Source organism: Pseudomonas sp. PDM25, assembly GCF_019219045.1.
Classification (GTDB): domain Bacteria; phylum Pseudomonadota; class Gammaproteobacteria; order Pseudomonadales; family Pseudomonadaceae; genus Aquipseudomonas.
Genome location: NZ_JAHUWL010000016.1, coordinates 69,128 through 95,488 on the forward strand (window position 1 = coordinate 69,128; position 26,361 = coordinate 95,488).

Below are 26,361 nucleotides of genomic sequence, written 5' to 3' on the forward strand. Positions count from 1 at the left end.
GCGCATTCAGCGCCTGGACTGTGATTGTGAGGTCGGGTGTGCGGCAGTAGGTTTGGGGAATCTGCTGCCGGAGAAATGACCATGCCTGAGTACAAAGCTCCCCTGCGCGACATGCGCTTTCTGATCGACCACGTCTTCGATTTTCACAGCAACTACGCCGCGCTGGGTGCCACCGATGCCAGCCCGGACATGGTCAATGCGATCCTCGAAGAAGGCGCGAAATTCTGTGAGAACGTTCTCGCACCGCTGAATCGCAGCGGCGACGAAGAAGGCTGCCATTTCGACAATGGCGTGGTGACTACGCCTACAGGCTTCAAGCAGGCATTCGCACAATACGTTGAAGGTGGCTGGCACGGTCTGGCGGCTGATCCGGTTTACGGTGGCCAGGGTTTGCCAAGTTCGCTGGGGCTGGTCATTAGCGAAATGGTCGGTTCCAGCAACACCTCCTGGGGCATGTACCCCGGCCTGACTCACGGCGCAATGTCGGCAATCCACGCCCATGGCACTGAAGAACAGAAACAGACTTACCTGAGCAAGCTCACCGCTGGCCAATGGACCGGCACCATGTGCCTGACCGAAGCCCATTGCGGCACCGACCTGGGCATCATCAAAACCCGCGCCGTGCCTGCAGCCGACGGCAGCTATGCGATTTCCGGCAGCAAGATCTTCATCTCCGCCGGCGAGCACGACATGAGTGAAAACATCATTCACCTGGTGCTGGCGAAACTGCCGGACGCCCCGGCCGGGACCAAGGGCATTTCCCTGTTCATCGTTCCTAAATTCCTACCCAACGACGAGGGTGAAGCGGGGGAGCGCAATGGCGTTTCCTGCGGCTCGATCGAACACAAAATGGGCATCAAGGCCTCGGCTACCTGCGTGCTGAACTTCGATGACGCCAAGGGCTTCTTGATCGGTGAGCCGAACAAGGGCCTGAATTGCATGTTCACCATGATGAACCATGCTCGGCTGGGCACCGGCATGCAGGGTTTATGTCTCGGGGAGGCGAGCTTTCAAGGCGCGATCAAGTACGCCAATGATCGTCTGCAAATGCGCGCGCTGACCGGCCCGAAAGCGCCGGAAAAAGCCGCCGATCCGATCATCGTTCATCCTGATGTGCGCAGGATGTTACTGACCATGAAGGCCTTCAACGAAGGCAATCGGGCGCTGACTTATTTCACCGCGCAGTTGCTGGACGTGGCGCATCTGAGCCCGGATCAAACGGCGCGTCAGGAGGCCGAAGACCTGCTGGCGTTCCTCACGCCGATCTGCAAAGCCTTCATGACCGATACCGGGCTGGAAGTGACCAACCACGGCATGCAGGTGTTCGGCGGTCACGGTTTCATCCGCGAGTGGGGCATGGAGCAGTTGGTACGCGACTGCCGGATTGCACCGATCTACGAAGGCACCAACGGCATTCAGGCGCTGGACTTGCTTGGCAGAAAAGTCCTCGGCAGCCAAGGGAAACTGCTGCGCGGGTTCACCAGAATCGTCCACAAGTTCTGTGCGGCAAACGCCGGACACCCGCAACTCGCCAGCTACGTGGCGCAGCTCAACGACCTGAATCAGCAGTGGGGTGAGGTGACCACCAAGGTCGGCATGGCGGCGATGAAAAATCCGGATGAAGTCGGCGCGGCATCGGTGGATTACCTGATGTACAGCGGTTACATCATCCTCGGCTATCTATGGCTGCGCATGGCGTTGGTCGCTCAGGCGCAGCTCGATTCGGGCAGCGGCGATGCCGATTACTGCCAGGCAAAACTGGCGACCAGCGAGTTTTACTTCAAGCGATTGTTGCCACGCACGGCGGCTCATCGTGCGGCCATCGAGGCGGGCAGCGATTGTCTGATGAACCTGCCTGCGGAGTTATTCGCACTATAGTGTTTCAAACCGACGTAAAAGAGCCCGCCTAGTTGCGGGCTTCTTTAATGGCTTGCTTTCCTGTGACTAAAAATAACAATACGGTCATGAGCTGACCCTATGTGTCGTAAAAGTTGTTGGGTTACACTCAAACCCAACGAAAGTACCACTCCTACGAATCACCTGTTTAGATCTTGCGAGGTTTGCCATGGCTGACTACAAAGCGCCCCTGCGCGATATGCGCTTCGTCCTCAATGAAGTTTTCGAGGTCGCCAAACTCTGGGCCGAGCTGCCTGCGCTGGCCGAGACTGTCGATGCTGAAACGGTCGAAGCCATTCTTGAAGAAGCCGGCAAGGTCACCAGCAAAAGCATCGCGCCCCTGAGCCGTGCGGCTGACGAAGAAGGTTGCCATTGGGCGGACGGTGCCGTCACCACGCCGGCAGGTTTCCAACAGGCTTATCAGACTTATGCTGAAGGCGGTTGGGTCGGTGTCGGCGGCGATCCGACCTACGGCGGCATGGGCATGCCCAAGGCCGTTTCGGCGCAAGTCGAAGAAATGGTCAACTCCGCCAGCCTGTCGTTCGGCCTGTACCCGATGCTGACCGCGGGCGCCTGCCTGTCGATCAACGCCCACGCCAGCGAAGCGCTGAAAGCCGCGTACCTGCCGAACATGTACGCCGGTGTCTGGGCTGGCTCCATGTGCCTGACCGAGCCACACGCCGGCACGGACCTGGGGATCATTCGCACCAAGGCCGAGCCTCAGGCCGACGGGTCCTACAAAGTCAGCGGCACCAAGATCTTCATCACTGGCGGTGAGCATGACCTGACCGAGAACATCATTCACCTGGTGCTGGCCAAGCTACCGGACGCACCGGCGGGGCCGAAAGGCATTTCGCTGTTCCTGGTGCCGAAGTTCATGGTCAATGCCGATGGCACCCTGGGCGCGCGCAACCCGGCGACCTGCGGTTCAATCGAACACAAGATGGGCATCCAGGCGTCCGCGACCTGCGTGATGAACTTCGATGAGGCCGTGGGTTATCTGGTCGGCGAGCCGAACAAAGGTCTGGCCGCGATGTTCACCATGATGAACTACGAACGTCTGGGCGTCGGTATCCAGGGCCTGGCCTCTGGCGAGCGCTCTTACCAGAACGCCGTCGAGTACGCCCGCGACCGCCTGCAAAGCCGTTCGCCGACCGGTGCGCAGAACAAGGACAAGGTCGCTGACCCGATCATCGTCCACCCGGACGTGCGTCGCATGTTGCTGACCATGAAAGCCTCGAACGAAGGCGGTCGTGCCTTTTCGACTTATGTGGCCATGCAACTGGACACCGCCAAGTTCAGCGAAGACGCCACCACCCGCAAACGCGCGGAAGATTTGGTGGCCTTGCTGACTCCGGTGGCCAAGGCGTTCCTGACCGACCTGGGTCTGGAAACCACCATTCACGGCCAGCAGGTGTTCGGCGGCCACGGTTACATCCGTGAGTGGGGCCAGGAGCAACTGGTGCGTGACGTGCGCATCACCCAGATCTACGAAGGCACCAACGGCATTCAGGCGCTGGACCTGGTAGGCCGCAAGATCGTCGGCACCGGTGGGGCGTTCTACAATCTGTTTGCCGACGAGATCCGTCATTTCACTGCGACCGCCAGCGCTGATCTGGTGGAGTTCACCAAACCGCTGAACGATGCGGTGACTACCCTCGACGAACTGACCGCCTGGTTGCTGGATCGGGCGAAAAACAACCCGAACGAAATCGGTGCTGCTTCGGTCGAGTATCTGCAAGCATTCGGTTACACGGCGTATGCGTACATGTGGGCACTGATGGCCAAGGCCGCTTTTGGCAAAGAAGCGCAGGACGATTTCTACGCGAGCAAGTTGGGCACGGCGCGGTTCTATTTCGCACGCCTTCTGCCGCGTATTCACTCGTTGAGCGCGTCGGTGAAGGCCGGCAGCGAGTCGTTGTTCCTGCTGGACGCAGGACAGTTCTGACAATGTAACCTCATGTAAGCATTCTCTTACATGACGTGCTGCTCTTCTCCCATAGATGAAGATTGGATCCACAGCTAATCTACTTCACATGGACGTCGCGCAGGAAGCGCAAAGCAACAACACGGACACGTAGGATTCTGCCAGGACGGCGGAGTGAAATGGATGTCAGGGAAACAGTCTGCAAAGCCCCGCTTCGGCGGGGTTTTCTTTTGCCTGCAAAAAAGTGCTTAGCTCATCTCATCCAGTGTTGCCGGGCTGATCAAACGCCCATCCGCGCCATTCATCACTTCTTCCAACAGCGTACGCAACAAGGTCAGCGAGGCCTGTTGTCGCTGCACATCCCGACACACCAATCCGACTTTCAGCGGCACCCTCGGCTCGCTCAGTGGTTTCCACAACAGTTCCTTATTGCCGTGTGCCTGTTGTGAGCGTCCGGGCAGTACCGTCGCCAGTCGCGTGTGCGGCAAACTGTCGAGAATCCCCGCCATGTTGTTCAGTTCTGCCTGTACCTGCGGGCGTCGTCCCAGATTGGCCAGTTGCGCTTGCCAGATCTGCCGCACTTGAAACTCTTCACCCAGCAGCAACATCGGCAATTCGGCAGCCTGACTCATCGAGACTTTCTTGAATTCGCGCAACGGGTGATCCGCCGGGATGACCAGGGTCAGCTCGTCTTCGTACAGCATCACGCCGTGCAACCCCGGCTGACGAGGTGGCAGATAGCCGATGCCGATGTCCAGCGAGCCATTGAGCAAGCGCCGCTCGATTTCCAGCCCCGTCAGTTCATAGATTTGCACCACCAAATGCGGCTGCGCCTTGCGCACGCGTTCGAGCATCTGTGGCACCAGGCTGCTATGAACAGTCTGCAATACGCCGATAGCCAGAGTGCGCAATGCCTGACCCTTGAAGTTGCCCAAGGCTTCCCGTGCCCGTTGCAATCCATCCAGCAAGGGCAGCGCATGGTTGTACAACGTATGTGCCGCCAGGGTGGGCAGCAGGCGTTTGCTGCTGCGTTCGAACAAGCTCACATCGAGGTTTTGTTCGAGGTGGCGGATCTGCTGGGACAGTGCTGGTTGGGAGATTGAAAGCCGCTCGGCAGCCCGGCCCACATGACCTTCTTCGTAGACCGCGACGAAATAACGCAGTTGTTTGAAATCCATAAGGTGTGCTTATCGAAAATGCTGGGAAAACGAAATGGCTCAAGGCCTCGCGTGAGCCTAGTCTAACCGCATTCACAAGGCTTACAGGGCCACAGAGCGCGATGAATACCGTTTGCTTCAATGGTGTTTACATAGGTAAGGCAAAAAACCTCGCACGAGGTTTGATCAGATGAACTTGTTCAGCTTGCGGCGCAATCCTCCGAGTCTTGATGACTTGGCCGTGGACGCCTTCATGCCGTCCCAAGGCGAAAATCTTTCCAGCGAGTGCCTGATGCCCAGTGTCGAGCGACCGAAACAGATATTCGTGCGCGGCCAGGGCTCATGGTTGTGGGACAGCGATGACCGCGCGTATCTGGATTTCTCACAGGGTGGCGGGGCCAATAGCCTCGGACACAGTCCTTCGGTTCTGGTCAACGCCATCGCGGCGCAGGCTCAGTCGCTGATCAACCCCGGCTTCGGCCTGCATAACCGCGGCATGCTCAATCTTGCTGAGCGACTGTGTTCCAGCACCGGCAGTGATCAGGCCTACCTGCTCAACAGTGGCAGCGAAGCCTGTGAAGCAGCGATCAAATTGGCGCGTAAATGGGGCCAGCGACATCGCGGCGGGGCTTCGCGGATCATTGTTGCCAACAACGGCTGTCACGGTCGTAGTCTGGGGGCGATGTCGGCGTCGGACAGTTTGAATCTGACTAACCGATTCGAGCCGCTGCTTCCGGGCTTCAGTCACGTGCCATTCAATGATCTTGCGGCCTTGCATGCGGCCGTCGACGCCCAGACCGTGGCGATCATGCTCGAACCGATCCAGAGCGAAGCCGGGGTGATACCGGCCACCGAGCATTACCTCAAAGGCGTCGAGCGCCTGTGCCGTGAGCTTGGGATTCTGCTGATCTTCGACGAAGTGCAAACCGGTATCGGTCGTTGCGGCACTTTACTCGCCGAACAATCCTACGGCGTGCGGGCAGATATCGTCGTTCTCGGCAAAGGGCTGGGTGGCGGCGTGCCATTGGCGGCGTTGTTGGCGCGGGGCAAAGCCTGCTGTTTCGACGTCGGCGAAGTGACAGGTACTCATCATGGCAATGCACTGATGATGGCGGCCGGTCTTGCCGTCCTCGACAGCGTTCAGGACAAGGGGTTTCTCGATCATGTCGGGGAAATCGGTCAGCACCTGAGCGAAGGTCTGCAGCGTTTATCCCATCGCTATGGTCATGGCGAGTTGCGCGGGCAAGGACTGTTCTGGGGTCTTACCTTGTCCGACGAATCGGCTGACGCCGTCGTCAAGGCGGCGTTGAACGAAGGCCTGCTGCTCAACGCTCCGCAGCCCGATTGCCTGCGCTTTACCCCGGCCCTGACCGTCAGCAAAGCCAACATCGACGAAATGCTCCTGCGCCTGGCCCGTGCCTTCTCCCGCGTGCGCACTGCGCAACTGCAGTGCCGCAAAGGGATTGCCGTCTGATCAGACCCGCCCTACACGAATTCCCGAACCGTCTCGCGGTATAACGCATCGCCCCATGCCTGATTATTTTGGCGTGGGGCGTTTTTTTGTCTCTGCGTTTTGCCAAATGCCATTCAGTGCTTGAGCGGTAGTGGGATCAATGGCTTTTTAGAGCGTATCGGCAAGGAGTGTCGGTGCCAGTGAAACAATATTGTCGTGGAACTGGCTTTGAATTCTATACCACTGGGTGGTATGTTTTGGAAGGGAAGCCGATGTCACCAAGGTTATTCAAAACGAAACGTTTTTCGATGCAAGTCGGGAAGGCCTGGATCGATGATGACGAGCTTCGTGAAGCATTCGCCGAAATGCTCAACGGCCAGGCGGACAATCTCGGCGGCGGGTCTGGAAAAAACGGTTGAATGCCAACCGTCATCGGTCAATTGTTTTGGCCAAAGGTGGCCGTTACTGGGTTTATCAGTTTCTGTATGCCAAGAAAGACCAGAGCAATATCAGTCCGAGGCAGTTGGCCGACTTGCGCGAGTTAGCCAAGACGTATGGAGGGCTGACCGAGATGGAAATCCAGCGCTTGCTGGATATGAAGGAGTTTGTGGAGATACCTCATGAGTAAAAAATTCAAAAATGAAATTTCGGAATCGATACACGAGTCAGCCAGTGCCTTGTTTGCCATCGGTGCAATCAGCAAGGCAACCATGCGCAAATTCGATGAATCATGTCTTGCAACAGTTCCAGATGCGATCCCCGCTGAGCAGATCAAAGCGTTACGCGAACGCAACAACGTAAGCCAGCCAGTGTTTGCGCGTTATCTGAACACCAGCGCCTCGACGGTTAAACAATGGGAAGCGGGAGACAAGCACCCCAGCGGCATGGCGCTGAAGTTGTTGAGCATCGTTCAGAAACACGGTCTTGAGATACTGGCCTGAAGAACCGCACTGAACCCTGACGAACGGTAAAGGTCGATTAGCTGTAGGCTCGCACGAGCCAACTTCCATCAGGAGCTAACCCCATGGACTTTATTCGCATCATCATCGCCATTCTGTTGCCGCCACTGGGTGTGTTTCTTCAAGTTGGTTTCGCCGGGGCGTTCTGGCTGAATATTCTGCTGACGCTGTGCGGTTACATCCCCGGGATCGTGCATGCGGTGTACATCATTGCCAAGCGCTGAGTTTAGCGGCGCCCGTTAGATCGCTTTCGCGAGCAGGCTCGCTCCCACAAGGATTTCTGTACACCACAGATCCATTGTGGGAGCGAGCCTGCTCGCGAATGGGGCAACACCATTCCTGCACGGGCCGCAGGTTTCAGTCCGCCAACGCCATCACCCTTCGATAAAACAACCACTCCTGCTCCAGCGCATGGGCCTGATTGCCGGCCTTGCGAAAGCCATGGCGTTCGTCGGCGTAGTAATGCGCTTCAACCAGGATGCCGTTGTCCTGTAGCGCTGTGACCATGTCGCGGGTCTGTTGCGGCACCACCACAGCGTCCAGTTCACCCTGAAAGAAAATCACCGGAACGCTGATGTTGCCCGCATGCAGCAACGGCGTTCGTGCGGCGTAGCGTTCGGCATCCTGCTCCGGGTCGCCGATCAGCCAGTCCAGATAATCGCCTTCGAACTTGTGAGTCGTCCGGCTCAGTGCCACGGGGTCACTGACGCCATACAGGCTGGCACCGGCGCGGAAGACTGTGTGAAAGGCCAGCGCACACAGAGTGGTGTAGCCGCCGGCACTGCCGCCGCGAACAAACGCCTTGTTGCCGTCGATCAATCCGCGTTCGGCAAGATGAGCGACGACGGCGCAGGCGTCCTCCACGTCCACTTCGCCCCAGCTCAAATGCAGCGCTTGCCGATAAGCCCGACCATAGCCACTGCTGCCGCGGTAGTTGAGATCAGCCACGGCAAAGCCGCGTTGCGCCCAGTACTGGATACGCGGATCGAGCATGGGGTAGCAGGCCGACGTCGGGCCGCCGTGGATGAACACCACCAGAGGCGGTTTCGCATCACCGGTCATCGCTGGATAGAAGAAGCCGTGGGCCTCGCGCGAACCGCTGGGGTAACGCAGGGTTTGCGGGACGCTGATCTGCTCGGCGGGCAACGGTGCAATACCGCCAGTCAGTATTTTGACCTGCCGGGTCTGGCGGTCGATGGCAATGACTGCCGAGGAACTGACTGGCGAAGCGGCGATGCAGTAAATGAACTGCTCATCCAGTGCGAGAGAGCGGAAGCGGCTGTAATCGCCGGTGAAATCTTCACCGGCATCACCACAAAGCCCCAGTTTGCCAAACCCGTCTTCGGTCCAGCTCGCCAGATAACGACCTTCGCTCAGTGGCAACCAGGTGCAGCCACCCAGCTGCCACGGCGCTGGCCCGTGATCCGCTGCGGCACTCGGCAGCGGGCTCAGACCGTCTGCCGATTCCACCCAAGGCTGCCAGTAGCCGCCGCGATCAGTCAGACAAAACAGACGGCCGCTTGTATCGAATCTCGGTTGTTGCAGCGATTCCTCAGCGCCTTCGCCCGCCACGCATCGCGGCAGAGCAAAACGGCCATCGTTCTGGCGTTCGGCAACCATCAGGCGAGTCGCGGTCCATGGCTGATCCGGGCGGCTCCACTCGATCCACGCCAGTCGTTGCGCGTCGGGACTCAACGTCGGCGCGGCATAGAAATCAGCGCCTTCGGCCAGCAGATGACGTACTCCGTCAGCCAGGTCGATAGCCACCAGACGATGCCGATCGCGGTTTTCTTCAACCGCCAATACCTGCCCGTCAGCGAACTGCAGATCGCCATATCGACATTCGCCTGAGCTCAGTAACTCAGGTGTCTCGCCGGCCAGCGACTGTCGATACAGCTGTTGGTCCGCCTCGTTGACGAACACGATCCCGTCATCGGTCAGACAGAACGCGCCGCCGCCGTATTCGTACACCCGACTGCGCACACTGAAGCCCGCTGGCGTCAGGCAATGCGCCTGGCCGTCGCGCCAATGCCAGATCCGGCAGGCGGCATCCTCGGGTCGGTATTCGTTCCAGAACAGGCCATGTGGGCCGGCCTGTAACTCGGCGAAGTCGATGCCGGCCGCGACGGCCCTGGCAGCGCTGAAGGGTTCAGCTTTTAGCGATGAGTCGTGAATTTCGTTCATTACGAAAGGCCAGTTGTTCAATGGTCTGGGTCGTGTGTTCGGCTTCTTCGCGAGCCTTGAGGATCACGCCGTGATGTTCCGATTTGCTGCACACCGGGTCGGCGTTGCTCGCGTCCCCTGTGAGCATGAAGGCCTGGCAGCGACAGCCGCCGAAGTCTTTTTCTTTCTCGTCGCAGGAACGGCACGGCTCGGGCATCCAGTCGTAACCGCGGAAGCGATTGAAGCCGAACGAGTCGTACCAGATGTGCTGCATGCTGTGGTCGCGCACGTTGGGAAACTGCACCGGCATCTGTCGGGCACCGTGACAGGGCAGGGCGGTTCCGTCCGGCGTGACCGTCAGAAAAATACTGCCCCAGCCATTCATGCAGGCTTTCGGGCGTTCTTCGTAATAGTCAGGGGTGACGAAAATCAGCTTGCACGGATGCCCTTCGGCTTCCAGTTTGGCGCGGTATTCGTTGGTGATGCGTTCAGCGCGGACCAGTTGTTCCTTGGTCGGCAACAGACCGACCCGGTTGAGTTGCGCCCAACCGTAAAACTGGCACGTGGCGAGTTCCACAAAGTCCGCCTCAAGGGCGATGCACAGCTCGATGATCCGGTCGATCTTGTCGATGTTGTGCCGATGGGTCACGAAGTTCAGCACCATCGGATAACCGTGGGCTTTCACGGCGCGGGCCATTTCCAGCTTCTGGGCGAAGGCTTTTTTCGAGCCGGCCAGCAAGTTGTTCACTTGCTCGTCGCTGGCCTGAAAGCTGATCTGGATATGGTCCAGACCGGCCTTTTTGAAGTCGCTGATTTTTTGCTCGGTCAGGCCGATGCCGGAGGTGATCAGGTTGGTGTAGAACCCCAACTTGCGCGCCTCGGCAATCAGCTCGGCGAGGTCCTGGCGCACCAGCGGTTCGCCGCCGGAGAAGCCCAATTGTGCCGCGCCCATCTCCCGCGCTTCGCGGAACACTTTGATCCACTGTTCGGTGCTCAGTTCTTTGCCTTGCTCGGCGAAATCCAGCGGATTGGAGCAGTACGGGCATTGCAGCGGGCAGCGATACGTCAGCTCGGCCAGCAGCCATAGCGGCAGGCCGATTTCCGGTTTGGGCGGTAACTTGTCTGACGCCGATTCAGGCAAGTTCGATCCAGTGCTGAGCACGGGCGACCTCCATGAATTGTTCGATGTCGTCACCGAGCTCGGGCACGCCGGGGAATTGCGCGTCCAGTTCGGCGATGATCGCCGCGACGTCACGCTCGCCGTCGATCAAACCGCCGATCATCGCGGCGCTTTCGTTGAGTTTGATCATGCCTTCCGGGTAGAGCAGCACATGACCTTTCTGTGCCGGTTCGTACTGGAAGCGGTAGCCGGTGCGCCAGGTCGGGGTCTTGCTGCGATCAAAACTCATAAGGTGATTCCTTTATGCCAGACCCGCTGCTCGGTCACGCTGTGATACGGCGGGCGTTTCAGTTCGTAGGCCATGCTCATGGCATCGAGCATGCTCCAAAGAATGTCCAGTTTGAACTGGAGAATTTCCAACATGCGCTCTTGGCCGGCCCGCGTCGTGTAGTGCTGCAAAGTGATCGCCAAGCCATGTTCCACGTCGCGACGTGCCTGACCCAGGCGGGTGCGGAAATACTCGTAACCCGCCGGGTCGATCCACGGGTAATGCTGCGGCCAGCTGTCGAGGCGCGACTGGTGGATTTGTGGCGCAAACAGTTCGGTCAGCGAGCTGCTGGCGGCCTCCTGCCAACTGGCACGGCGGGCGAAGTTGACGTAGGCATCGACGGCAAAACGTACACCGGGCAGTACCAATTCCTGCGAGCGTAGTTGATCCGGTTCGAGGCCGACGGCCTGACCCAGACGCAGCCAGGCCTCGATGCCGCCGTCTTCGCCGGGGGCGCCGTCATGGTCGAGCAGGCGCTGAATCCACTCACGACGAATCTCGCGGTCCGGGCAGTTGGCGAGGATCGCGGCATCCTTGAGCGGGATGTTCACCTGATAGTAGAAACGGTTGGCGACCCAGCCCTGGATCTGTTCGCGCGTTGCCCGGCCTTCGTACATCGCGACGTGGTACGGGTGATGGATGTGGTAGTAAGAGCCCTTGGCGCGCAGGGCCGCTTCGAACTCGGCGGGGGACAGTGCGGTGTCAGTCATTTCGGTTCTCCGGGTACGACCGGTGGATTCTTTGGTGTCTGGTCGGACGCCTTCGCGGGCAAGCCCGCTCCCACAGGGATTTTCTGAACGCCACAAATCCAATGTGGGAGCGGGCTTGCCCGCGAAGAGGCCATCCGCTACAGCACAATACTCATGCCGTCATACGCCACTTCAACCTCGCGCCGAGCCAGTTCTGCACGCTCCGGCGAATCCTCATCGAGAATCGGGTTGGTGTTGTTGATGTGGATAAGCACTTTGCGCTGTTTGGGCAGTTGTTCCAGCACTTCCAGCATGCCGCCGGGGCCGTTCTGCGCCAGGTGGCCCATTTCCCGGCCAGTGCGGGTGCCGACGCCACGGCGCTGCATTTCGTCGTCATCCCACAGCGTGCCGTCCACCAGCAGGCAATCGCTGCCGGCCATGATCTCGAGCAGCGGCGCGTCGACCTTGCCCAGACCCGGTGCGTAGAACAGTTTGCCGCCGGTGTTCAGGTCTTCAACGATCAGGCCGATGTTGTCGCCGGGGTGCGGGTCGAAACGGTGCGGCGAGTACGGCGGAGCGGCGCTGCGCAGCGGCAGCGGGGTGAAACGCAGACTCGGGCAGGCCGGGATGGTGAAGCTGCGGTCGAGCTCGATCGGGTTCCAGGTCAGCCCGCCGTTCCAGTGGGTCAGCATGGTGAACAGCGGAAAACCGCTGCTCAGGTCTTCGTGGACCATGTCGGTGCACCAGACCTGGTGCGGGCAACCTTCACGCAGGCTTAGCAGGCCGGTGGTATGGTCGATCTGGCTGTCCATCAGGATGATCGCGCTGATGCCGGTATCGCGCAGGGCGCGGCCCGGTTGCATCGGGGCGAAGCTCTGGAGTTGGGCGCGGATGTCCGGCGATGCGTTGCACAGCACCCAATTCACGCCGTTATCGGAAATGGCGATGGACGACTGGGTCCGCGCCTTGGCGTTCAGGCTGCCATCGCGAAAACCGGCGCAGTTCACGCAGTTGCAGTTCCACTGGGGGAAACCACCGCCGGCGGCGGAACCTAGAATCTGGACAAACATGGCCGCTCCATCATTTTGAAAACTGAAAATAAAAACGCCCCGGCGAGCCGAGGCGTTGCACTGCGCTACAAAAAGATTAGCGGCTTGCGAAGTACATGGTGACTTCAAAGCCGATACGCAGGTCGGTGTAAGCAGGTTTGGACCAGGACATAGAAGCGCTCCTTCAGGTGATGGGACAGTTGAGATCTATACATATAGTCCACCTCCAGCCGGAGATGTTCAGATAGTTAGGTGGCTATGTTACTCAAAATTACAGGGCAATTGACCGGGAATCTTTGAGAAAGCTAATTGCAGCACCGGTAATGATCATTTTGCCGCTTGCCAAGGCGAGCCCGGGCCCGGTCCGCTGGCCAGACAGCGCCAACCGCCTTCGGCCTGATTCAGTCGTTGTGCTGCGGCCAGTAACGTTTCGCGGTCGATCTTCAGAATCGTCTGAGGTAGCAGCTCCAGATAATCCGACGAGTGGCCGGCCAGTTTGCCCTGCCAGAGCAGTTCGGCGGCCTGCGCATTGGGCAGCGCCGCGCTATCGAATTGATCGGCCAGTGCCTGGCGTTGGTCGATGAAGGTCTCGTCATCGAAGTCGTTGATCATCCCGGCCAATCCGCTCAGGAAGTGTTCGATGTGTTCCAGCAGATCCAGAGGGGCGACGCTGGGTGATTGCACGCCGAACAGCAGCCCTGTCTGCCCATGGATCTGCCGCAGGGCGCTGAACACCGCATAACCGAGCTGCAGTTCTACCCGCAGGCGTTGGTAAAACGGCGTCTGGCAGACGTGAGCCAGCAAGCGCCAGGCGGCTTCGTCAGCGATGTTTGCCGTTGCCGTCGGGCAGAAGAGCAGCAGCGCATGTTCGCTGGACTCGGTATCGACCGTGCTCCACAGATGCTGCGCGTTTATCGGCGAGGGCGGTGTCAGTTGATTGTCCGCAGTGCCAGGCACACGACTCAAGGCAAGGCCCATCGCCGCTTGTGTCTGGGCGGACAGACCGGTCGCCAGACCATCCCAGCGTGCGCTCGACCAAAGCTGCATCAAATCGTCCGAGTCAGCGGTGCGCTCAAGGCAGTGATCAGGCAGCGCTTTGAGCAGTTGTCGAATCGGCATCAACGCAACGCTCGGCGGCTCTTCTTGCGAGAAACCGGCATCGGCTGTTGTCAGTTCTTTCAGCGCGTGTTCGAGGACGCTCGGCATTGGCCCCTGTAGCCCGGTCATTTTCAGCAGCCATTCATTGCCCGATGCGCTGAAGGAAAAATCGACACCTGCCTGACGCGCGTCTTCACGCAACGGCTGAAGGCGGTTTTCCAGGCTCGTCTGAACGTTGCTGCGAGGTGCCGAGTCCAGACGCCAGCGCAGGTAAACGGCACCTTCGGCACTGTTATCCGGCAACGCCTGACTGAACTGCATGGGCGAACGTTCGCGACGACCGCGCGAGCGATCCTGGGCAAAGGTCCGCAGGCCTCGGTGTTTGCTGGTTTGGCCGCGGATCAGTCCGGCACTCGGGGCCGGAGCCTCTGCGCGTAAAAACGGATTAGGTGTTGGCAGTTGCCATTGGCCGGTGAAGTTATCCACAGCGCCGATTTGTTTCAGGACGTCCCTGAGGGCTGCAATGCCCAATTCTGATAACCCGGTTTCACGCTGTTCGCTGTCCAGTCGGGCCAGTTGCAGGGCGCCGCTGACTTGCTGCTGACGTTGCAACAGGGCGGCGTATTCTTCACGCAAGCCGGCCCAGGGGTGCTGCGAGGCAAAGAATCCAAGCCAATCCTGTAGCTGTTCGCGGATCCCGTTGGGCGTCGCGTTGGCATGCAACGTGAACTCGATGTGCAACAAAGCCTGGCCGGCGAACTGATACAACGGCGCAGCTTTCAGGCTGTCAGCCAGCCCGCGCTCGCGCAGTTCCGCCAGCAGACCACCGGGTTTCGCGGCGTTCAGCCAATGACACAGGAACGCCAGCGCCTCGGGCGATGAATCGGGCAATGCTTCGAAGGCAAACAGCAGATCCAGTCGCCGCGCTGCAGCTTGTTGATAACTTTTGTCCGAAGAATCCATCAGCGATGTAGGCGCTTGTTGCAGCACCTTTTCCCCTGCGGGAATCGCAGCGCTAAAGCGCTGAGCCATTGCCCTCAACTCATCGAGACTCTGCGGCCCAGTCAGGCTCAACGTCATCTGTCCGGTCTGATAAAACCGCTGATAGAAACCCTGCAAGGCGTGCTGGAACTCAGGTTGCGGCACCGGCAGGCTGTAGCGGTTGCCGGCATGAAACGCCCGCAGCGGATGCGCCGCTGAAACTCCGTCGAACAGCGCGAATTGCTGTTGAGCGGCCGTATCCCGAGACCATGCGACAAATTCTGCGTGCAGCACTTCCCGTTCCCGTCGCTGATCGTCAGGATTCATACGCGGATGAGCGAGCATGTCCGACAGGCGCTCCAGTCCCCCGGCAAATGACTGAGGCGGCAACTCGAAAAAGTAGTCCGTGGTGCGTTCACTGGTCCGCGCATTCACCTGGCCGCCATGACCCTGGACGTAGGCCATCAGTGCTTGGCTTGCGGGAAAACGCTCTGTGCCGAGAAACAGCAGGTGTTCAAGAAAGTGCGCCAGTCCGGGCCAGGCCAGCGGCACGTCATGGCTGCCCGCCGCGACCCGCAACGCAGCAGCACTGCGCTTTAAATCAGGAGCATGACGCAGCGTCACCCGCAGACCGTTGGCCAGGGTTTCAGTGTGAGGGTGGGGGTGGTTCAGCGCAGGCATGAGCACTTCCAGAACAGAGAAGTGCCAATGCTAGCGGATAACGATGGATCAGCGCTTGTTAAGCTCGCTGTAAAGCTCGGGGCGACGATCGAGGAAGTAGCGATTGGCGGCGCGGGAGTCGACCATCAACTGACGATCCAGCTCACCGACAATCAGAGCTTCATCGAGCCCGGCCTGGGCGATGCGGCTGCCATCCGGCGCAGCAATGCTGCTCTGGCCGCAATACTGGATCTCGCCTTCGTTGCCGCAATAGTTGGCGTAAGCCACATAACACTGGTTTTCGAAGGCCCGGGCACGGACGGTGACGTCGGCGATGAAGTCGTAGGGAATCATGTTCGCCGTCGGCACCAGGATCAGCTCGGCGCCGGCCAGGGCCAGGCGTCGGGCGTTTTCCGGGAACTCCAGGTCGTAGCAGATCAGGAAGCCGAGCTTCCAGCCATTGAGTTCAACCAGCGGAAACTCATCCGGCCCGGCGCTGAACATCGAGTGATCGAGGTCGCCGAACAGGTGAGTCTTGCGGTAGTTGCACAACCGCTCGCCATTGGCGTCGATCAACTGCACGGCGTTGTAGATCTGCCCGTCCTCGGTGCGCTCGGGATAGCCATACAAAATGGCGATCCCGGCCGTCTTGGCGATGCGCGCGATCTGTTGCGCCGACTCACCGTTGTGCACTTCCGCCAGCACGCTGACGGCATCGATGCCGATGTTGTAACCGGTCAAAAACATCTCCGGCAGCACCAGCAAATCCGCGCCCTTGGCCTCCAGCGCCAATTGATGCAGACGTTGCAGATTGCCTGCGACATCCAGGGGCAGCGGTGGACATTGGTAAAGGGCTACGCGCATTTCGGATTCCTCTTACTCGGGCAGGGCGATCGGACCGATCTCGTTGAACACATCTCCTGGACCCGGGTTCTCGGCGTGAGTTTCACCGCCGAAGTGTTTCATGATGCCCCACACCGCATTAAGCGAGGTCTGCACCGCGCCTTCGACCCAGGCTGGCGTCCACGAAACATCGTCGCCAGCGATGAAAATCCCGCGCTGCTCGGCCGGCATATCGGCCTGCATGAAGTGCGCGTACATGCGCTGGTTGTAGCGGTAGTGGCCGGGCAGGGCGCCTTTGAAAGCGCCGAGGAAATGCGGGTCAGCTTCCCAGGACACGGTGATCGGATCGCCAATGATCCGCGCCGCGATGTCGACTTTCGGGTAGATCTTCTTCAACGCATCCAGCGCCAGTTTCACGCGTTTTTCCACGGGTTGCGGGAGCATTTTCAGCGCGTCGCTCATCCACGAGTACGACAGGCAAATCACGCCCGGCTTGTCGTCGCCGTTGTCGAACAGATAAGTGCCACGGGTCAGGCGATCGGTGAGGGTCATGCTCATCAGGTCGCGGCCGGTTTCCGGATCCTTGTCCTTCCAGAATGGCCGGTCGACCATCACGAAGGTTTTCGACGATTGCATGTAGCGGGTGCGGTCGAGGGCCATCCACATCTTTTGCGAGAACAGGGTTTCGTCGCATTCGATCTGGGTGGTCAGCAGCCAGCTCTGGCACGTGGTCAGCACCGCTGCGTATTCGCGGGTGTCGCCCCAGTTATCGGTGACGGCAAAGCGCCCGTCTGCCGCGTGGGCAATTTTTTTCACGCCGGTACGCGGTGCGCCGTTGTGCAGGGAGCTGAGGCTGGTGCCTTCTGGCCAGTGCACGCAACGTTCCGGCACATGACGCCAGATCCCCAATGGCACTTGTTCCACACCGCCGACCACCAAGTGCTGGTGATCGTCGCAGTTGGTCATGACCACGCGGAAGATTTCCAGCATCGAGTTCGGGAAGTCCGAGTCCCAGCCGCCGGTACCGAAACCGACCTGACCAAACACTTCGCGATGATGGAACGAGAGTTTGGCGAAGGCTTTGGAAGTGGCCACGAAGTCGTAGAACGTGCGGTCGTCCCATAGCGGAACGAGGGTGTTCCACAGCTCTTTGAGGCGCGGCACATCGCGGTCGCGGATCGCTTGCTGGATGTCAGAGAATTGCGAACCCGCTTCCAGCGCGTCGGCCCAGGCGTCGGCGACTTCCTGGAACAGTGCAGGAAGATCCGCCAGTTTCTGTGCGTAATGGGTCTGGCCTTCGAGGTCGATCACCGTGCTGCCTGAGGCCGGTGTCAGCGGGTTCGGGAACGGTTTGGTTTCGAGGCCGAGCTTGTCGACGTAGTGATAAAACGCGGTGGACGACACCGGGAAGCGCATGCCGCCGAGCTCGGCGATGATGCCTTCAGCACCGTTGAATGCCTGGGAGCGCAGACGGCCGCCCATTTTCGAGGCTTCGTAGACGACGGGTTTGAGGCCCAGTTTCATCAATTCGTAGGCTGCCACCAGACCTGCGATGCCGGCACCGACGATCGCAACCTCGGCGCCATGGTTGTGCGCAGGGATGCTGCCCAGGCCGGCCGGGTGCTCGATCCAGTCGTCGAAAGCGAAGGGAAAGTCCGGACCGAAAATGGTGACTGGTTTTTTACCGTCTGCAGGATGGCGATTGTTCTTGTTCATGGCTGACCTTGCTGGCGACCGGACGCGGCATGCGCGTCTGAGTATAGGAAAAGATGGCAGCCATTCTAGAGAGCGTAGAACACGTTAATAAGACGCAATGTGTCGTCGTTTTGCCAGTTTACTGATCAAAATGACGAGGTCTCGATACACACTGTTCAATGTGGGAGCGAGCCTGCTCGCGAATGCGGTGCGTCAGTCAGCATCCATGCCGACTGACACGCCCTCTTCGCGAGCAGGCTCGCTCCCACATGGGAATGTGGTCAAACCGGCTGGCCGCGGTCAATCTTGCTGCTGAGAATGATCGAGGTCGTGGTCTTCTCCACCCCATCCACACTGCCGATCTGATCCAGCAACTGATCCAGTTGCTCAGGTGAATCGGTGCGCAACCAAGCCACGTAATCAAATTCGCCACTGACCGCGCACAACTGCTGCACCTGAGCCATCGCGCTGAGACGCCGCAACACCTCCTTGCCCGAGCGCGGTTGCACCGTGATCCCGACGTACGCCTGCAAGCCGCCATCCACGACACGTTGACCCAAACGCACGCCGTAACCGGTGATCACCTTGGCTTTTTCCAGCCGGGCCAACCGCGAAGTGACGGTGGTGCGAGCGATGCCCAATTGGCGGGCGAGCATGGCTACGCTTTCGCGGGCATTGATCTGCAGGGCTGCAATCAATTGGCGGTCGATTTCGTCAAGAACGGGCGGGCGGGTGTCAGGCAAGGGTCGTCTCCAGCAGCACAGATCAATGGGTTGGCATGTTACAGGCACATCTCGCACTGCGGAGGGTTGATCTCGCCTAAGCACCGTTCATAGCGTTTTCCACATGTCGGGTTTTTCTTTGGCTTGAACAAGGCGCGATCGACAGGATGGACACCAACAGTCAGTCGTAGTCGAATGCGAAATCGAGGGATGCGAGGCAATGGAAATGACAAAGAAAATGCCGCCCGCTGTACGGGAACGTGCGTTGCAGATTGCCAATCACGAAATGGCTCACTACGTGCTCGCCCGAGCCTTGGGGTTTGAAACGGGTGGCGTGACTCTGACAGTGACCATGGACTTGCGGCATCAAGGCGGGGCGTCCATTAGCTTGGTGCGGTCCATTTCGTCGATGGACGCCATGAGGGAACATTTGGAAGCGCGGATGATGGTCCTGTTTGCTGGCGCTATGGGGCAGGCATTGGTTTCAAAGCATTCGCTCGACAAACGCGTCGATAAATCGAAAGCGACAGCCATCCTCAAAGGAGAGCTCGGGGCGGAACAGGATTACGCAAAAATAAGGGAGTTACGGCACTTGCTGCGCAACATCGCCTACCCCGATACGGATCCGGCCTCGTCTGACCGAATCACGGCCGAGCTGAAAGAGATTACTGATCGCGTGTGGTTTCGGACTCAAACGATCGTAGAGGCGTTGGCCGATACGATTACCGGATTGGGATGCATGCTGGTAGACGGCATAGTCATCGTGGAGCAGTGGGGCAGGGCGGCAGATACGTATGAAGTCGTATGGACGGGTGAAATGCTTGAGCGGCTGCAGCTGGTGCAGGCTATTCCCGCGTTAACGGTTGCTTCCTAAGTTGAGAGTGATCTGCACGTATGAAGATTGGAAGCCCCGAACACCCAGATCCAAGCAGAAACCACCGTTAACAATTTCATTGGCAACCAAGGTGGTCGCACGGCCATTAAAACCTAGAGTTATTCCCTTGAGATCATATTTCTTGGGTGGCATATTGGTATGGGCTGGGAGATTGAATACACCGATGAATTTGAAGGTTGGTGGGAGGGGTTGGATGCAAAGGAGCAAGCCTCGGTTTCAGCCAGCGTCGATCTGCTGGGGTTTTTCGGGCCGGGTCTGCGTTACCCGCATAGCAGCGATATTAAAGGCTCACGACTGGGCAATCTCCGAGAGTTGAGGGTGCAGCATGCGGGTCGGCCTTATCGTGTGCTCTATGCGTTTGATCCACGCCGATGCGCGTTACTTTTAATCGGAGGGGACAAAACCGGTCGAAACCGTTGGTATGACGAGCATGTCCCGCAGGCGGAAACATTGTATGACGACCATTTGGAAACATTGCGTAAAGAGGGCCGCAACGATGGCTAAAAAATTTGCTGAACTGCAAGCTCGCATGACGCCGGAGTCTCGCGCTAACGCAGAGCGGTTGTTCCAGCAGCACTTGAAAGAAATGCCCCTGCACGAGCTGCGTAAGGCTCAAGAGCTGAGCCAGGAAACGCTGGCCAAGACGTTGCACGTCAACCAGGCAGCGATCTCCAGAATGGAGCGGCGCACAGACATGTACATCAGCACCCTGCGAAACTACATCCGCGCCATGGGCGGCGAACTGGAAATTATCGCGACCTTTCCTGAGGGCCAGGTCAGGATCGAGAATTTTGCCAACTGAGTGATGTTTCGGCAGGCGCTCGTCGCGATTGAGTTATTCCAGCAGACACGAAAAAGCCGCGCATTGCGCGGCTTTCTTGTTTGGTGGGCCCAGTAGGACTCGAACCTACGACCAAGGGATTATGAGTCCCCTGCTCTAACCAACTGAGCTATAGGCCCTCAGTAGGCCGCGGATTATAGCGACGGTTTCTCGGCTGTGCTATCCGAAAAGTCTGAAATGGCTATACGAAGAAACGTCGCGGCAAATTCTTCCGGTGGCAAGGGCAGGCTGACGATGTAGCCCTGGATCTGTTCACAGCCTTCGGTAGCGAGGAATTGCTGCTGCGCGAGGGTTTCGACGCCCTCGGCGATGATGGTGAATTGCATGCTGCGGCCCAAGGCGATAATGGCGCGAACGATGGCTGCGTCGTGGGGATCATCCGGTAGGCCGCGGACGAAAGACTGGTCGATCTTGAGAATGTCCAGTGGCAGACGTTTGAGGTAACTCAGGGACGAGTAACCGGTGCCGAAGTCGTCGATCGCCAGTTGCACACCCAGGTGTTTGAGTTGATGCAGCACTGCCAACGCCTCTTCAGCCTGGCTCATGATGAAGTTTTCAGTAATTTCCAGTTGCAGGAAATCGGGTTTGAGGTGGTTGTCCTTGAGCAATTGTTCGATCCGGCCGAGCAGGTTCGGCTGGCGCAATTGAGCGCCCGCGAGGTTGACCGACAGCGGGCCGACGGGTTCGTAAACCTGATTCCACTCGAACATCTGCCGGCAGGCGGTTTCGAGAACCCAATCGCCGATTTGCAGGATCATGCCGTTTTCTTCGGCCAGCGGAATGAAGTGCTCCGGTGGCACATCGCCGAAGGTCGGGTGGCGCCAGCGAATGAGCGCTTCTGCGCCGACCAGGCGATGGTCGACCAGGCTGATCTTCGGTTGATAATGGAGGTGCAGTTCGTTGCGCTCGATAGCGCGTCGCAGTTCATGTTCCAGTGCCACTCGCTCGCTGGCTTGAGCGGTGAGGTCACGGGTGTAGCTTTCGACCCGGTTGCGACCCTTGGCCTTTGAACGGTACATCGCCGCGTCGGCGTTCTTGACCAGCGTGGCGACGTCGCAGCCATCCTTGGGATACAGGCTGGTGCCGATACTGGCGCTGATAAAAAACTCATGTTCGCCAGCCTGGAACGGCGCGCCGAAGCAATTGAGCAATTTGGTCGCGATGTTGTCGGCGTCACTGGATTGTTGCAGTCCGGGCAGCAGGATGATGAATTCGTCGCCGCCCAGGCGCGCCACGGTGTCGATGTCGCGCAACTGCTCCTTGAGGCGCACGGCAATGCCCTTGAGCAGCAGGTCACCGACCGGGTGACCCAGGCTGTCGTTGATGTGTTTGAAACGGTCCAGGTCCAGGAACAACACCGCGCCCTGGCCGCCGTTTTCCTGTTGGTTGTTGAGCGCAGTCAGCAATCGGCTCTCGAACAACGTGCGATTTGGCAACCCGGTCAGCGGGTCGTGGTGTGCCTGGTAATCGAGCTTGGCCTGGGCGTGTTTGAGGCTGGAAATGTCCGCGAACACCGCGACAAAATGGGTGACGAATTTGTCTCGGTTGCGCACCGCACTGATGGTCAGCCAGCTCGGATAGAGCTCGCCATTCTTGCGCCGGTTGGAAATTTCACCCTGCCAATGACCTTCGGCCGTCAGTTGATGCCACATGGCGGCATAAAACGCGCTGTCGTGCAGGCCCGAGGCGAGCAGGCGAGGGGTATGGCCCAATGCTTCGCTCTCGCTGTAGCCGGTGATTTCGGTAAACGCACGGTTGACCGCACTGATGTGCTGTTGAGTGTCGGTGATCAATACACCTTCGGCGGTGCTCTCGAATACCGTGGCGGCCTGTTGCAGCTTCTCCTGCATCAGGTGTCGCTCGGTGATGTCCCGGGCGATGGTCAGCATGCAATCTTCATCGCCAATCGGTAGCGGACGGCTGGACACCTCGCAGAGGCGGATCTGTCCGTCGCTGCGGCGTATATGGCAACTGAAGTCGCGGACGAAACCGTCCCGGTGCAGCAAATCGAGCATCTGTTTGCGCTCGTTAAGATTGACCCAGATGCCCAGCTCGAGGACGGAGCGATCCACGGACATCGCGCTGTTGAAACCGGTAATGCGACTGAAACCCTCGTTGACCTCAATCAGTAAACCGTCGCTCTGCCGTGACAATAGCAAGCCGTCGGGTGAGGCATGGAAGGCCTTGGCGAATTTCTCTTCGGAGGTTTGCAGTTGTTGCTGGGTTTCCTTGAGCTGGCTGATGTCCCGTACGACGACCACCAAGGCCGCGGTCGTATCGAGGTCGAAAGGCTCGGCGGAAATCAGTCCGGTAAACACTTGGCCATTGTTGCGGCGAAAGGGCATCTCCAGGTTGCGGATGCTGCCGGCCTGCAACCGTTGCAACAAGCCCGGCCCGACGCCGGGTATGCCCCAGATGTTCAGGTCGGTGGCCGTCTGGCCGATGACGTCTTCGGCCTTGAGACCGATCTGTTCCTCGAACGCTTCGTTGACCTCCAGCAGGCAGCCGTCGGAGAGTCGTGCGATGACTAGTATGTCCGGGCATTGCTGGAACACCGAGGCGAACTTCTGTTCTGACAGACGCAACGCCTCTTCGGTGCGCTTGGCGTCGCTGATGTCGATCATCAGCCCGCGCATCACCGGTTCATGGCCGTGCTCGATCAGGCTGACGATATCGCGCACCCAAATGCAGCGGCCATCGGCGGTGATGACCCGGTAATCGTGGCTGTGATCGCGCCCGGCCAGTACTTCGTGATCACAGAAGGTTTGGGCGCGAGTCAGGTCGGCCGGGTGGATAATGTTGCGCCAGAAGCCCGGAATCAGCCAATGAGACAAGGGGTAACCGAGCAGATCCTCGGCATGGGGGGACACATAGCTGTAGGTGAAATCGCTGATCCGCGCTTCCCAGGCGATGGCCGAAAGGCTCTCCACCAGCCCGCGGTAATGGTATTCACTGCTGCGCAGTTCTTGTTCCAGGTCGACCCGGCGGGCAATTTCTGAACTCAGCCGGCGGTTGATCCGGATAACCATCGCCAACACGATGATCAGCAGCAGCATTCCCGGTAGACCGTAAACCAGCAGATCGTTCCAGAATGTTCGATGATCGAGGACGTTGCCGACCCAGTGCTCCTGAATTTCACTGATTTCGTTCGGGGACATGTCCGCCAGGACTTTATCCAGAATGCCGACCAGTACCTTGTTGTTCTTGGGCACGCCCATCGCCAATTGATAGCGATAGGGGGTTTCACCGCTGACGTAGAGCCCGTCGAGCTTGAGCTGACGCAGGCTCCAGACGCTGGAGGCGAGATCGCCGACCACCGCATCCACTTCATCGGTAGCCAATGCTTGCAGCGCTGAGCTGACGTTGGGCATCGCCACCAGATTGAGGTCGGGATTGTGGGTGCGCAACAGCTCGTGGGGTGCGTAGTTTTCCACCACGGCGACTTTCAGGCCGTACAAATCTTTGAGTTTGCGTGGCTGGGGGCCTCCGATATGGGCAAGGATGACAATCGGAAAGTCCAGGTAGGGTCGGGTGAATGAGAGGTAAGTCTGGCGCTCCGGGGTCGACATGATGCCGGGCAACAGGTCCAGCTTGGCTTGTTTGGCCTGCTCCAGGACGGCGGTCCAGCTGACGGGTTCGATGGGCGTGAGCTTGATGGCCAGGGTTTGACGGATCCGGTCGATATAGTCTGCTGCAAGGCCCTGATAGCGGCCCTGATCGTCGCGAAACTCGAAGGGTGGCCATGACGCATCGACACCCAGACGCAAGTTAGGGTGAGCCGCCAGCCAGCTACGTTCTTCGTCGGTCAGAGTCAGCGCGCCAGCCGTTGCGGTCCAGGTCAACAGCGACAGCAAAAAAAGCACGGTCGGCAGTCTGGGCATAACGGTCTCGTTATGGCTCGGGGAATGTTTCGAGTGTAGACGGGCAATTCGGAGGGGGGGAGGTACGGGGGATTTAATCTGTATAAAAGCAAAACCCCGGCCTGCGCCGGGGGTTTTGTTATTACTCGTCGAGGAAGGAGCGCAAATGCTCGCTTCTCGTCGGGTGGCGCAGCTTGCGCAGCGCCTTGGCTTCGATCTGACGAATCCGTTCACGGGTCACGTCGAACTGCTTACCAACCTCCTCGAGGGTGTGGTCGGTATTCATGTCGATACCGAAGCGCATGCGTAGAACCTTGGCTTCACGGGCAGTGAGGCCGGACAGAACTTCGCGAGTCGCTTCTTTAAGGCTCTCAACAGTGGCGACATCGATTGGCGACTGCATGGTCGAGTCTTCGATGAAGTCACCCAAATGGGAGTCTTCGTCATCACCGATCGGGGTTTCCATGGAGATCGGCTCTTTAGCGATCTTCAATACCTTGCGGATCTTGTCCTCAGGCATTTCCATGCGTTCGCCCAGCTCTTCCGGGGTCGGTTCGCGACCCATTTCCTGCAACATCTGGCGGGAAATGCGGTTGAGCTTGTTGATCGTCTCGATCATGTGCACCGGAATACGGATGGTGCGGGCCTGGTCGGCGATCGAGCGAGTGATCGCCTGACGGATCCACCAGGTGGCATAAGTCGAGAATTTGTAGCCGCGGCGGTATTCGAATTTATCTACCGCTTTCATCAAGCCGATGTTGCCTTCCTGGATCAGATCGAGGAATTGCAGGCCACGGTTGGTGTACTTCTTGGCGATGGAGATCACCAGACGCAAGTTCGCTTCAACCATCTCTTTCTTCGCGCGGCGGGCCTTGGCCTCACCGATCGACATGCGACGGTTGATGTCCTTGATCTCGGCGATCGTCAAACCGGTTTCGGTTTGCAGCGCGGTCAGCTTCTGCTGGCAACGAATGATGTCCGGTTGCAGACGACCAATGGCTTCAGCGTATTTGCTTTTGCCTTTGGCCAGTGCGTCGGTCCAGCTTTCGTCGACTTCGTTGCCCGGGAACTGGCGCAGGAAGTCGGCACGCGGCATACGGGCATCACGAACACAAAGTTGCATGATCGCGCGCTCTTGCTGACGCAGACGATCCAGGGCACTGCGAACACGCTCGACCAGGCCTTCGAATTGCTTCGGAACCAGTTTGATCGGCATGAACAGCTCAGCCAGAAGCACCAGCTCGGCAATTGCCAGCTTGTTGCCACGACCGTGCTTTTTCAGCGCCTTGCGGGTGATTTCCATCTGATCGGAGACAGCGCCAAAGCGCTGAGCTGCGATGACCGGATCCGGACCGCTTTCGGCTTCTTCTTCGTCGTCGGTGCTGGCTTCAGCATCGTCGTCGTCGGTGTCGTCGTCCGCTTTCACGGCTTTCGGGTCGACAGGCGGCGGCACTTCTGCAGCAGGCGGCGCAATGCCGTCGTCCGGGTCGATATAACCGCTCAGGACGTCGGACAGGCGGCCACCTTCGGTGGTGACGCGAGTGTATTCGGAGAGAATATGGTCAACCGTGCCAGGGAAGTGCGCAATTGCGCCCATCACTTCGCGGATGCCCTCTTCAATACGTTTGGCGATTTCGATTTCGCCTTCACGTGTGAGGAGCTCTACCGTACCCATTTCACGCATGTACATGCGCACTGGGTCGGTGGTGCGACCAATGTCGGTCTCGACCGCTGCCAACGCAGCTGCTGCCTCTTCGGCCGCGGCTTCGTCGGTATCGGCGTCGGCCAGCATAAGGGAATCCTTATCTGGCGCAACCTCGAATACGTTGATCCCCATGTCATTGATCATGCGGATGATGTCTTCCACCTGTTCCGGATCTGAAATATCCTCCGGCAGGTGGTCGTTGACCTCCGCGTAAGTCAGGTAACCCTGCTCACGACCAAGTGTGATCAACTCTTTGATACGAGACTGCTGTTGCGCTTTTCCGGACATAACACCCTATCCACTGAAGGTCTTGGCGGGCA

At 58.9% G+C, this 26,361-nt stretch carries 21 protein-coding genes, 1 tRNA gene and 1 pseudogene; 9 read left to right on the forward strand and 14 right to left on the reverse strand.

All coding sequences use genetic code 11. The features are described 5' to 3' along the window. Window positions 1-81: 81 nt before the first annotated feature. Together KW848_RS25225 and KW848_RS25230 are read left to right on the forward strand one after the other, a co-directional pair. Complete coding sequence (locus tag KW848_RS25225; protein ID WP_218538433.1) at window positions 82-1,878, forward strand: acyl-CoA dehydrogenase C-terminal domain-containing protein; 1,797 nt, start codon at window positions 82-84, stop codon at window positions 1,876-1,878. Window positions 1,879-2,065: 187 nt separating this feature from the next. Further along, the gene (locus KW848_RS25230) at window positions 2,066-3,844 is read left to right on the forward strand and encodes an acyl-CoA dehydrogenase C-terminal domain-containing protein (RefSeq protein ID WP_192409263.1); all 1,779 of its coding nucleotides are present in this window, start codon (window positions 2,066-2,068) and stop codon (window positions 3,842-3,844) included. A 227-nt stretch (window positions 3,845-4,071) separates the two neighbouring features. Here KW848_RS25230 and KW848_RS25235 read toward each other — a convergent pair whose 3' ends face one another. After that, the gene (locus KW848_RS25235; protein ID WP_111448574.1) at window positions 4,072-5,001 is read right to left on the reverse strand and encodes a LysR family transcriptional regulator; all 930 of its coding nucleotides are present in this window, start codon (window positions 4,999-5,001) and stop codon (window positions 4,072-4,074) included. Between the two features lie 169 nt (window positions 5,002-5,170). On the opposite strand from KW848_RS25235, the gene KW848_RS25240 reads away from it, so the two are divergent. The 4 genes and pseudogenes from KW848_RS25240 to KW848_RS25255 all read left to right on the forward strand — a co-directional run bounded on the left by KW848_RS25240 (window position 5,171) and on the right by KW848_RS25255 (window position 7,616). Further along, window positions 5,171-6,454 (forward strand): aspartate aminotransferase family protein, encoded by a 1,284-nt coding sequence (locus KW848_RS25240; protein WP_218538434.1) that lies wholly within the window; start codon window positions 5,171-5,173, stop codon window positions 6,452-6,454. A 251-nt stretch (window positions 6,455-6,705) separates the two neighbouring features. Further along, a pseudogene (locus KW848_RS25245) lies at window positions 6,706-7,061 on the forward strand (type II toxin-antitoxin system RelE/ParE family toxin). Beyond that, window positions 7,054-7,374 carry a DNA-binding transcriptional regulator gene (locus tag KW848_RS25250; protein WP_192409265.1) on the forward strand — a complete coding sequence of 107 codons (321 nt, stop codon included), beginning with the start codon at window positions 7,054-7,056 and terminating at the stop codon, window positions 7,372-7,374. Before KW848_RS25245 ends, KW848_RS25250 begins: the two are co-directional and overlap by 8 nt. A gap of 83 nt (window positions 7,375-7,457) precedes the next feature. Continuing rightward, window positions 7,458-7,616, forward strand: coding sequence for a YqaE/Pmp3 family membrane protein (locus tag KW848_RS25255; RefSeq protein WP_007904205.1), 159 nt, complete (start codon window positions 7,458-7,460; stop codon window positions 7,614-7,616). 133 nt (window positions 7,617-7,749) lie between these two features. Here KW848_RS25255 and KW848_RS25260 read toward each other — a convergent pair whose 3' ends face one another. The 10 genes from KW848_RS25260 to KW848_RS25305 form a co-directional block, all read right to left on the reverse strand. Continuing rightward, window positions 7,750-9,576, reverse strand: a complete 1,827-nt coding sequence (locus tag KW848_RS25260; protein WP_218538435.1) for a S9 family peptidase — start codon at window positions 9,574-9,576, stop codon at window positions 7,750-7,752. After that, entirely contained in the window at window positions 9,542-10,717 is a 1,176-nt protein-coding gene (gene pqqE, locus KW848_RS25265; protein WP_375154735.1) for a pyrroloquinoline quinone biosynthesis protein PqqE, read from the reverse strand. Before pqqE ends, KW848_RS25260 begins: the two co-directional genes overlap by 35 nt. Next, the gene (gene pqqD / locus KW848_RS25270) at window positions 10,689-10,964 is read right to left on the reverse strand and encodes a pyrroloquinoline quinone biosynthesis peptide chaperone PqqD (RefSeq protein ID WP_059407406.1); all 276 of its coding nucleotides are present in this window, start codon (window positions 10,962-10,964) and stop codon (window positions 10,689-10,691) included. Before pqqD ends, pqqE begins: the two co-directional genes overlap by 29 nt. Beyond that, window positions 10,961-11,713, reverse strand: a complete 753-nt coding sequence (gene pqqC, locus KW848_RS25275; protein WP_218538436.1) for a pyrroloquinoline-quinone synthase PqqC — start codon at window positions 11,711-11,713, stop codon at window positions 10,961-10,963. Before pqqC ends, pqqD begins: the two co-directional genes overlap by 4 nt. A 137-nt stretch (window positions 11,714-11,850) precedes the next feature. Next, window positions 11,851-12,762, reverse strand: a complete 912-nt coding sequence (pqqB, locus tag KW848_RS25280) for a pyrroloquinoline quinone biosynthesis protein PqqB (RefSeq protein WP_218538437.1) — start codon at window positions 12,760-12,762, stop codon at window positions 11,851-11,853. A gap of 76 nt (window positions 12,763-12,838) precedes the next feature. Then, window positions 12,839-12,913, reverse strand: a complete 75-nt coding sequence (gene pqqA, locus KW848_RS25285; protein WP_009045898.1) for a pyrroloquinoline quinone precursor peptide PqqA — start codon at window positions 12,911-12,913, stop codon at window positions 12,839-12,841. Window positions 12,914-13,068: 155 nt separating this feature from the next. Continuing rightward, window positions 13,069-15,501, reverse strand: a complete 2,433-nt coding sequence (gene pqqF, locus KW848_RS25290; protein WP_218538438.1) for a pyrroloquinoline quinone biosynthesis protein PqqF — start codon at window positions 15,499-15,501, stop codon at window positions 13,069-13,071. Window positions 15,502-15,549: 48 nt separating this feature from the next. Continuing rightward, window positions 15,550-16,344 (reverse strand): carbon-nitrogen hydrolase family protein, encoded by a 795-nt coding sequence (locus KW848_RS25295; RefSeq protein WP_134104661.1) that lies wholly within the window; start codon window positions 16,342-16,344, stop codon window positions 15,550-15,552. 12 nt (window positions 16,345-16,356) lie between these two features. After that, window positions 16,357-18,039 (reverse strand): NAD(P)/FAD-dependent oxidoreductase, encoded by a 1,683-nt coding sequence (locus KW848_RS25300; RefSeq protein ID WP_046045362.1) that lies wholly within the window; start codon window positions 18,037-18,039, stop codon window positions 16,357-16,359. Window positions 18,040-18,299: 260 nt separating this feature from the next. Continuing rightward, window positions 18,300-18,761 carry an Lrp/AsnC family transcriptional regulator gene (locus tag KW848_RS25305; RefSeq protein ID WP_007980298.1) on the reverse strand — a complete coding sequence of 154 codons (462 nt, stop codon included), beginning with the start codon at window positions 18,759-18,761 and terminating at the stop codon, window positions 18,300-18,302. Window positions 18,762-18,966: 205 nt separating this feature from the next. On the opposite strand from KW848_RS25305, the gene KW848_RS25310 reads away from it, so the two are divergent. The 3 genes from KW848_RS25310 (at window position 18,967) to KW848_RS25320 (ending at window position 20,437) form a co-directional block, all read left to right on the forward strand. Next, window positions 18,967-19,614, forward strand: a complete 648-nt coding sequence (locus tag KW848_RS25310; protein ID WP_218538462.1) for a peptidase M41 — start codon at window positions 18,967-18,969, stop codon at window positions 19,612-19,614. A gap of 159 nt (window positions 19,615-19,773) precedes the next feature. Then, window positions 19,774-20,139 (forward strand): type II toxin-antitoxin system RelE/ParE family toxin, encoded by a 366-nt coding sequence (locus tag KW848_RS25315; RefSeq protein WP_056741295.1) that lies wholly within the window; start codon window positions 19,774-19,776, stop codon window positions 20,137-20,139. Beyond that, entirely contained in the window at window positions 20,132-20,437 is a 306-nt protein-coding gene (locus KW848_RS25320; protein ID WP_056741296.1) for an XRE family transcriptional regulator, read from the forward strand. The genes KW848_RS25315 and KW848_RS25320 overlap by 8 nt, the downstream gene beginning before the upstream one ends. Before the next feature lie 81 nt (window positions 20,438-20,518). Here KW848_RS25320 and KW848_RS25325 read toward each other — a convergent pair. From KW848_RS25325 to rpoD, 3 genes are all read right to left on the reverse strand, one after another. After that, window positions 20,519-20,595 (reverse strand) — tRNA-Ile (locus tag KW848_RS25325). Between the two features lie 15 nt (window positions 20,596-20,610). Next, a complete protein-coding gene (locus tag KW848_RS25330) occupies window positions 20,611-24,357 on the reverse strand; it encodes an EAL domain-containing protein (protein WP_218538439.1) in 3,747 nt (1,248 codons plus the stop codon). Between the two features lie 121 nt (window positions 24,358-24,478). Then, window positions 24,479-26,329, reverse strand: a complete 1,851-nt coding sequence (gene rpoD / locus KW848_RS25335; protein WP_008147190.1) for an RNA polymerase sigma factor RpoD — start codon at window positions 26,327-26,329, stop codon at window positions 24,479-24,481. Window positions 26,330-26,361: the final 32 nt, after the last annotated feature.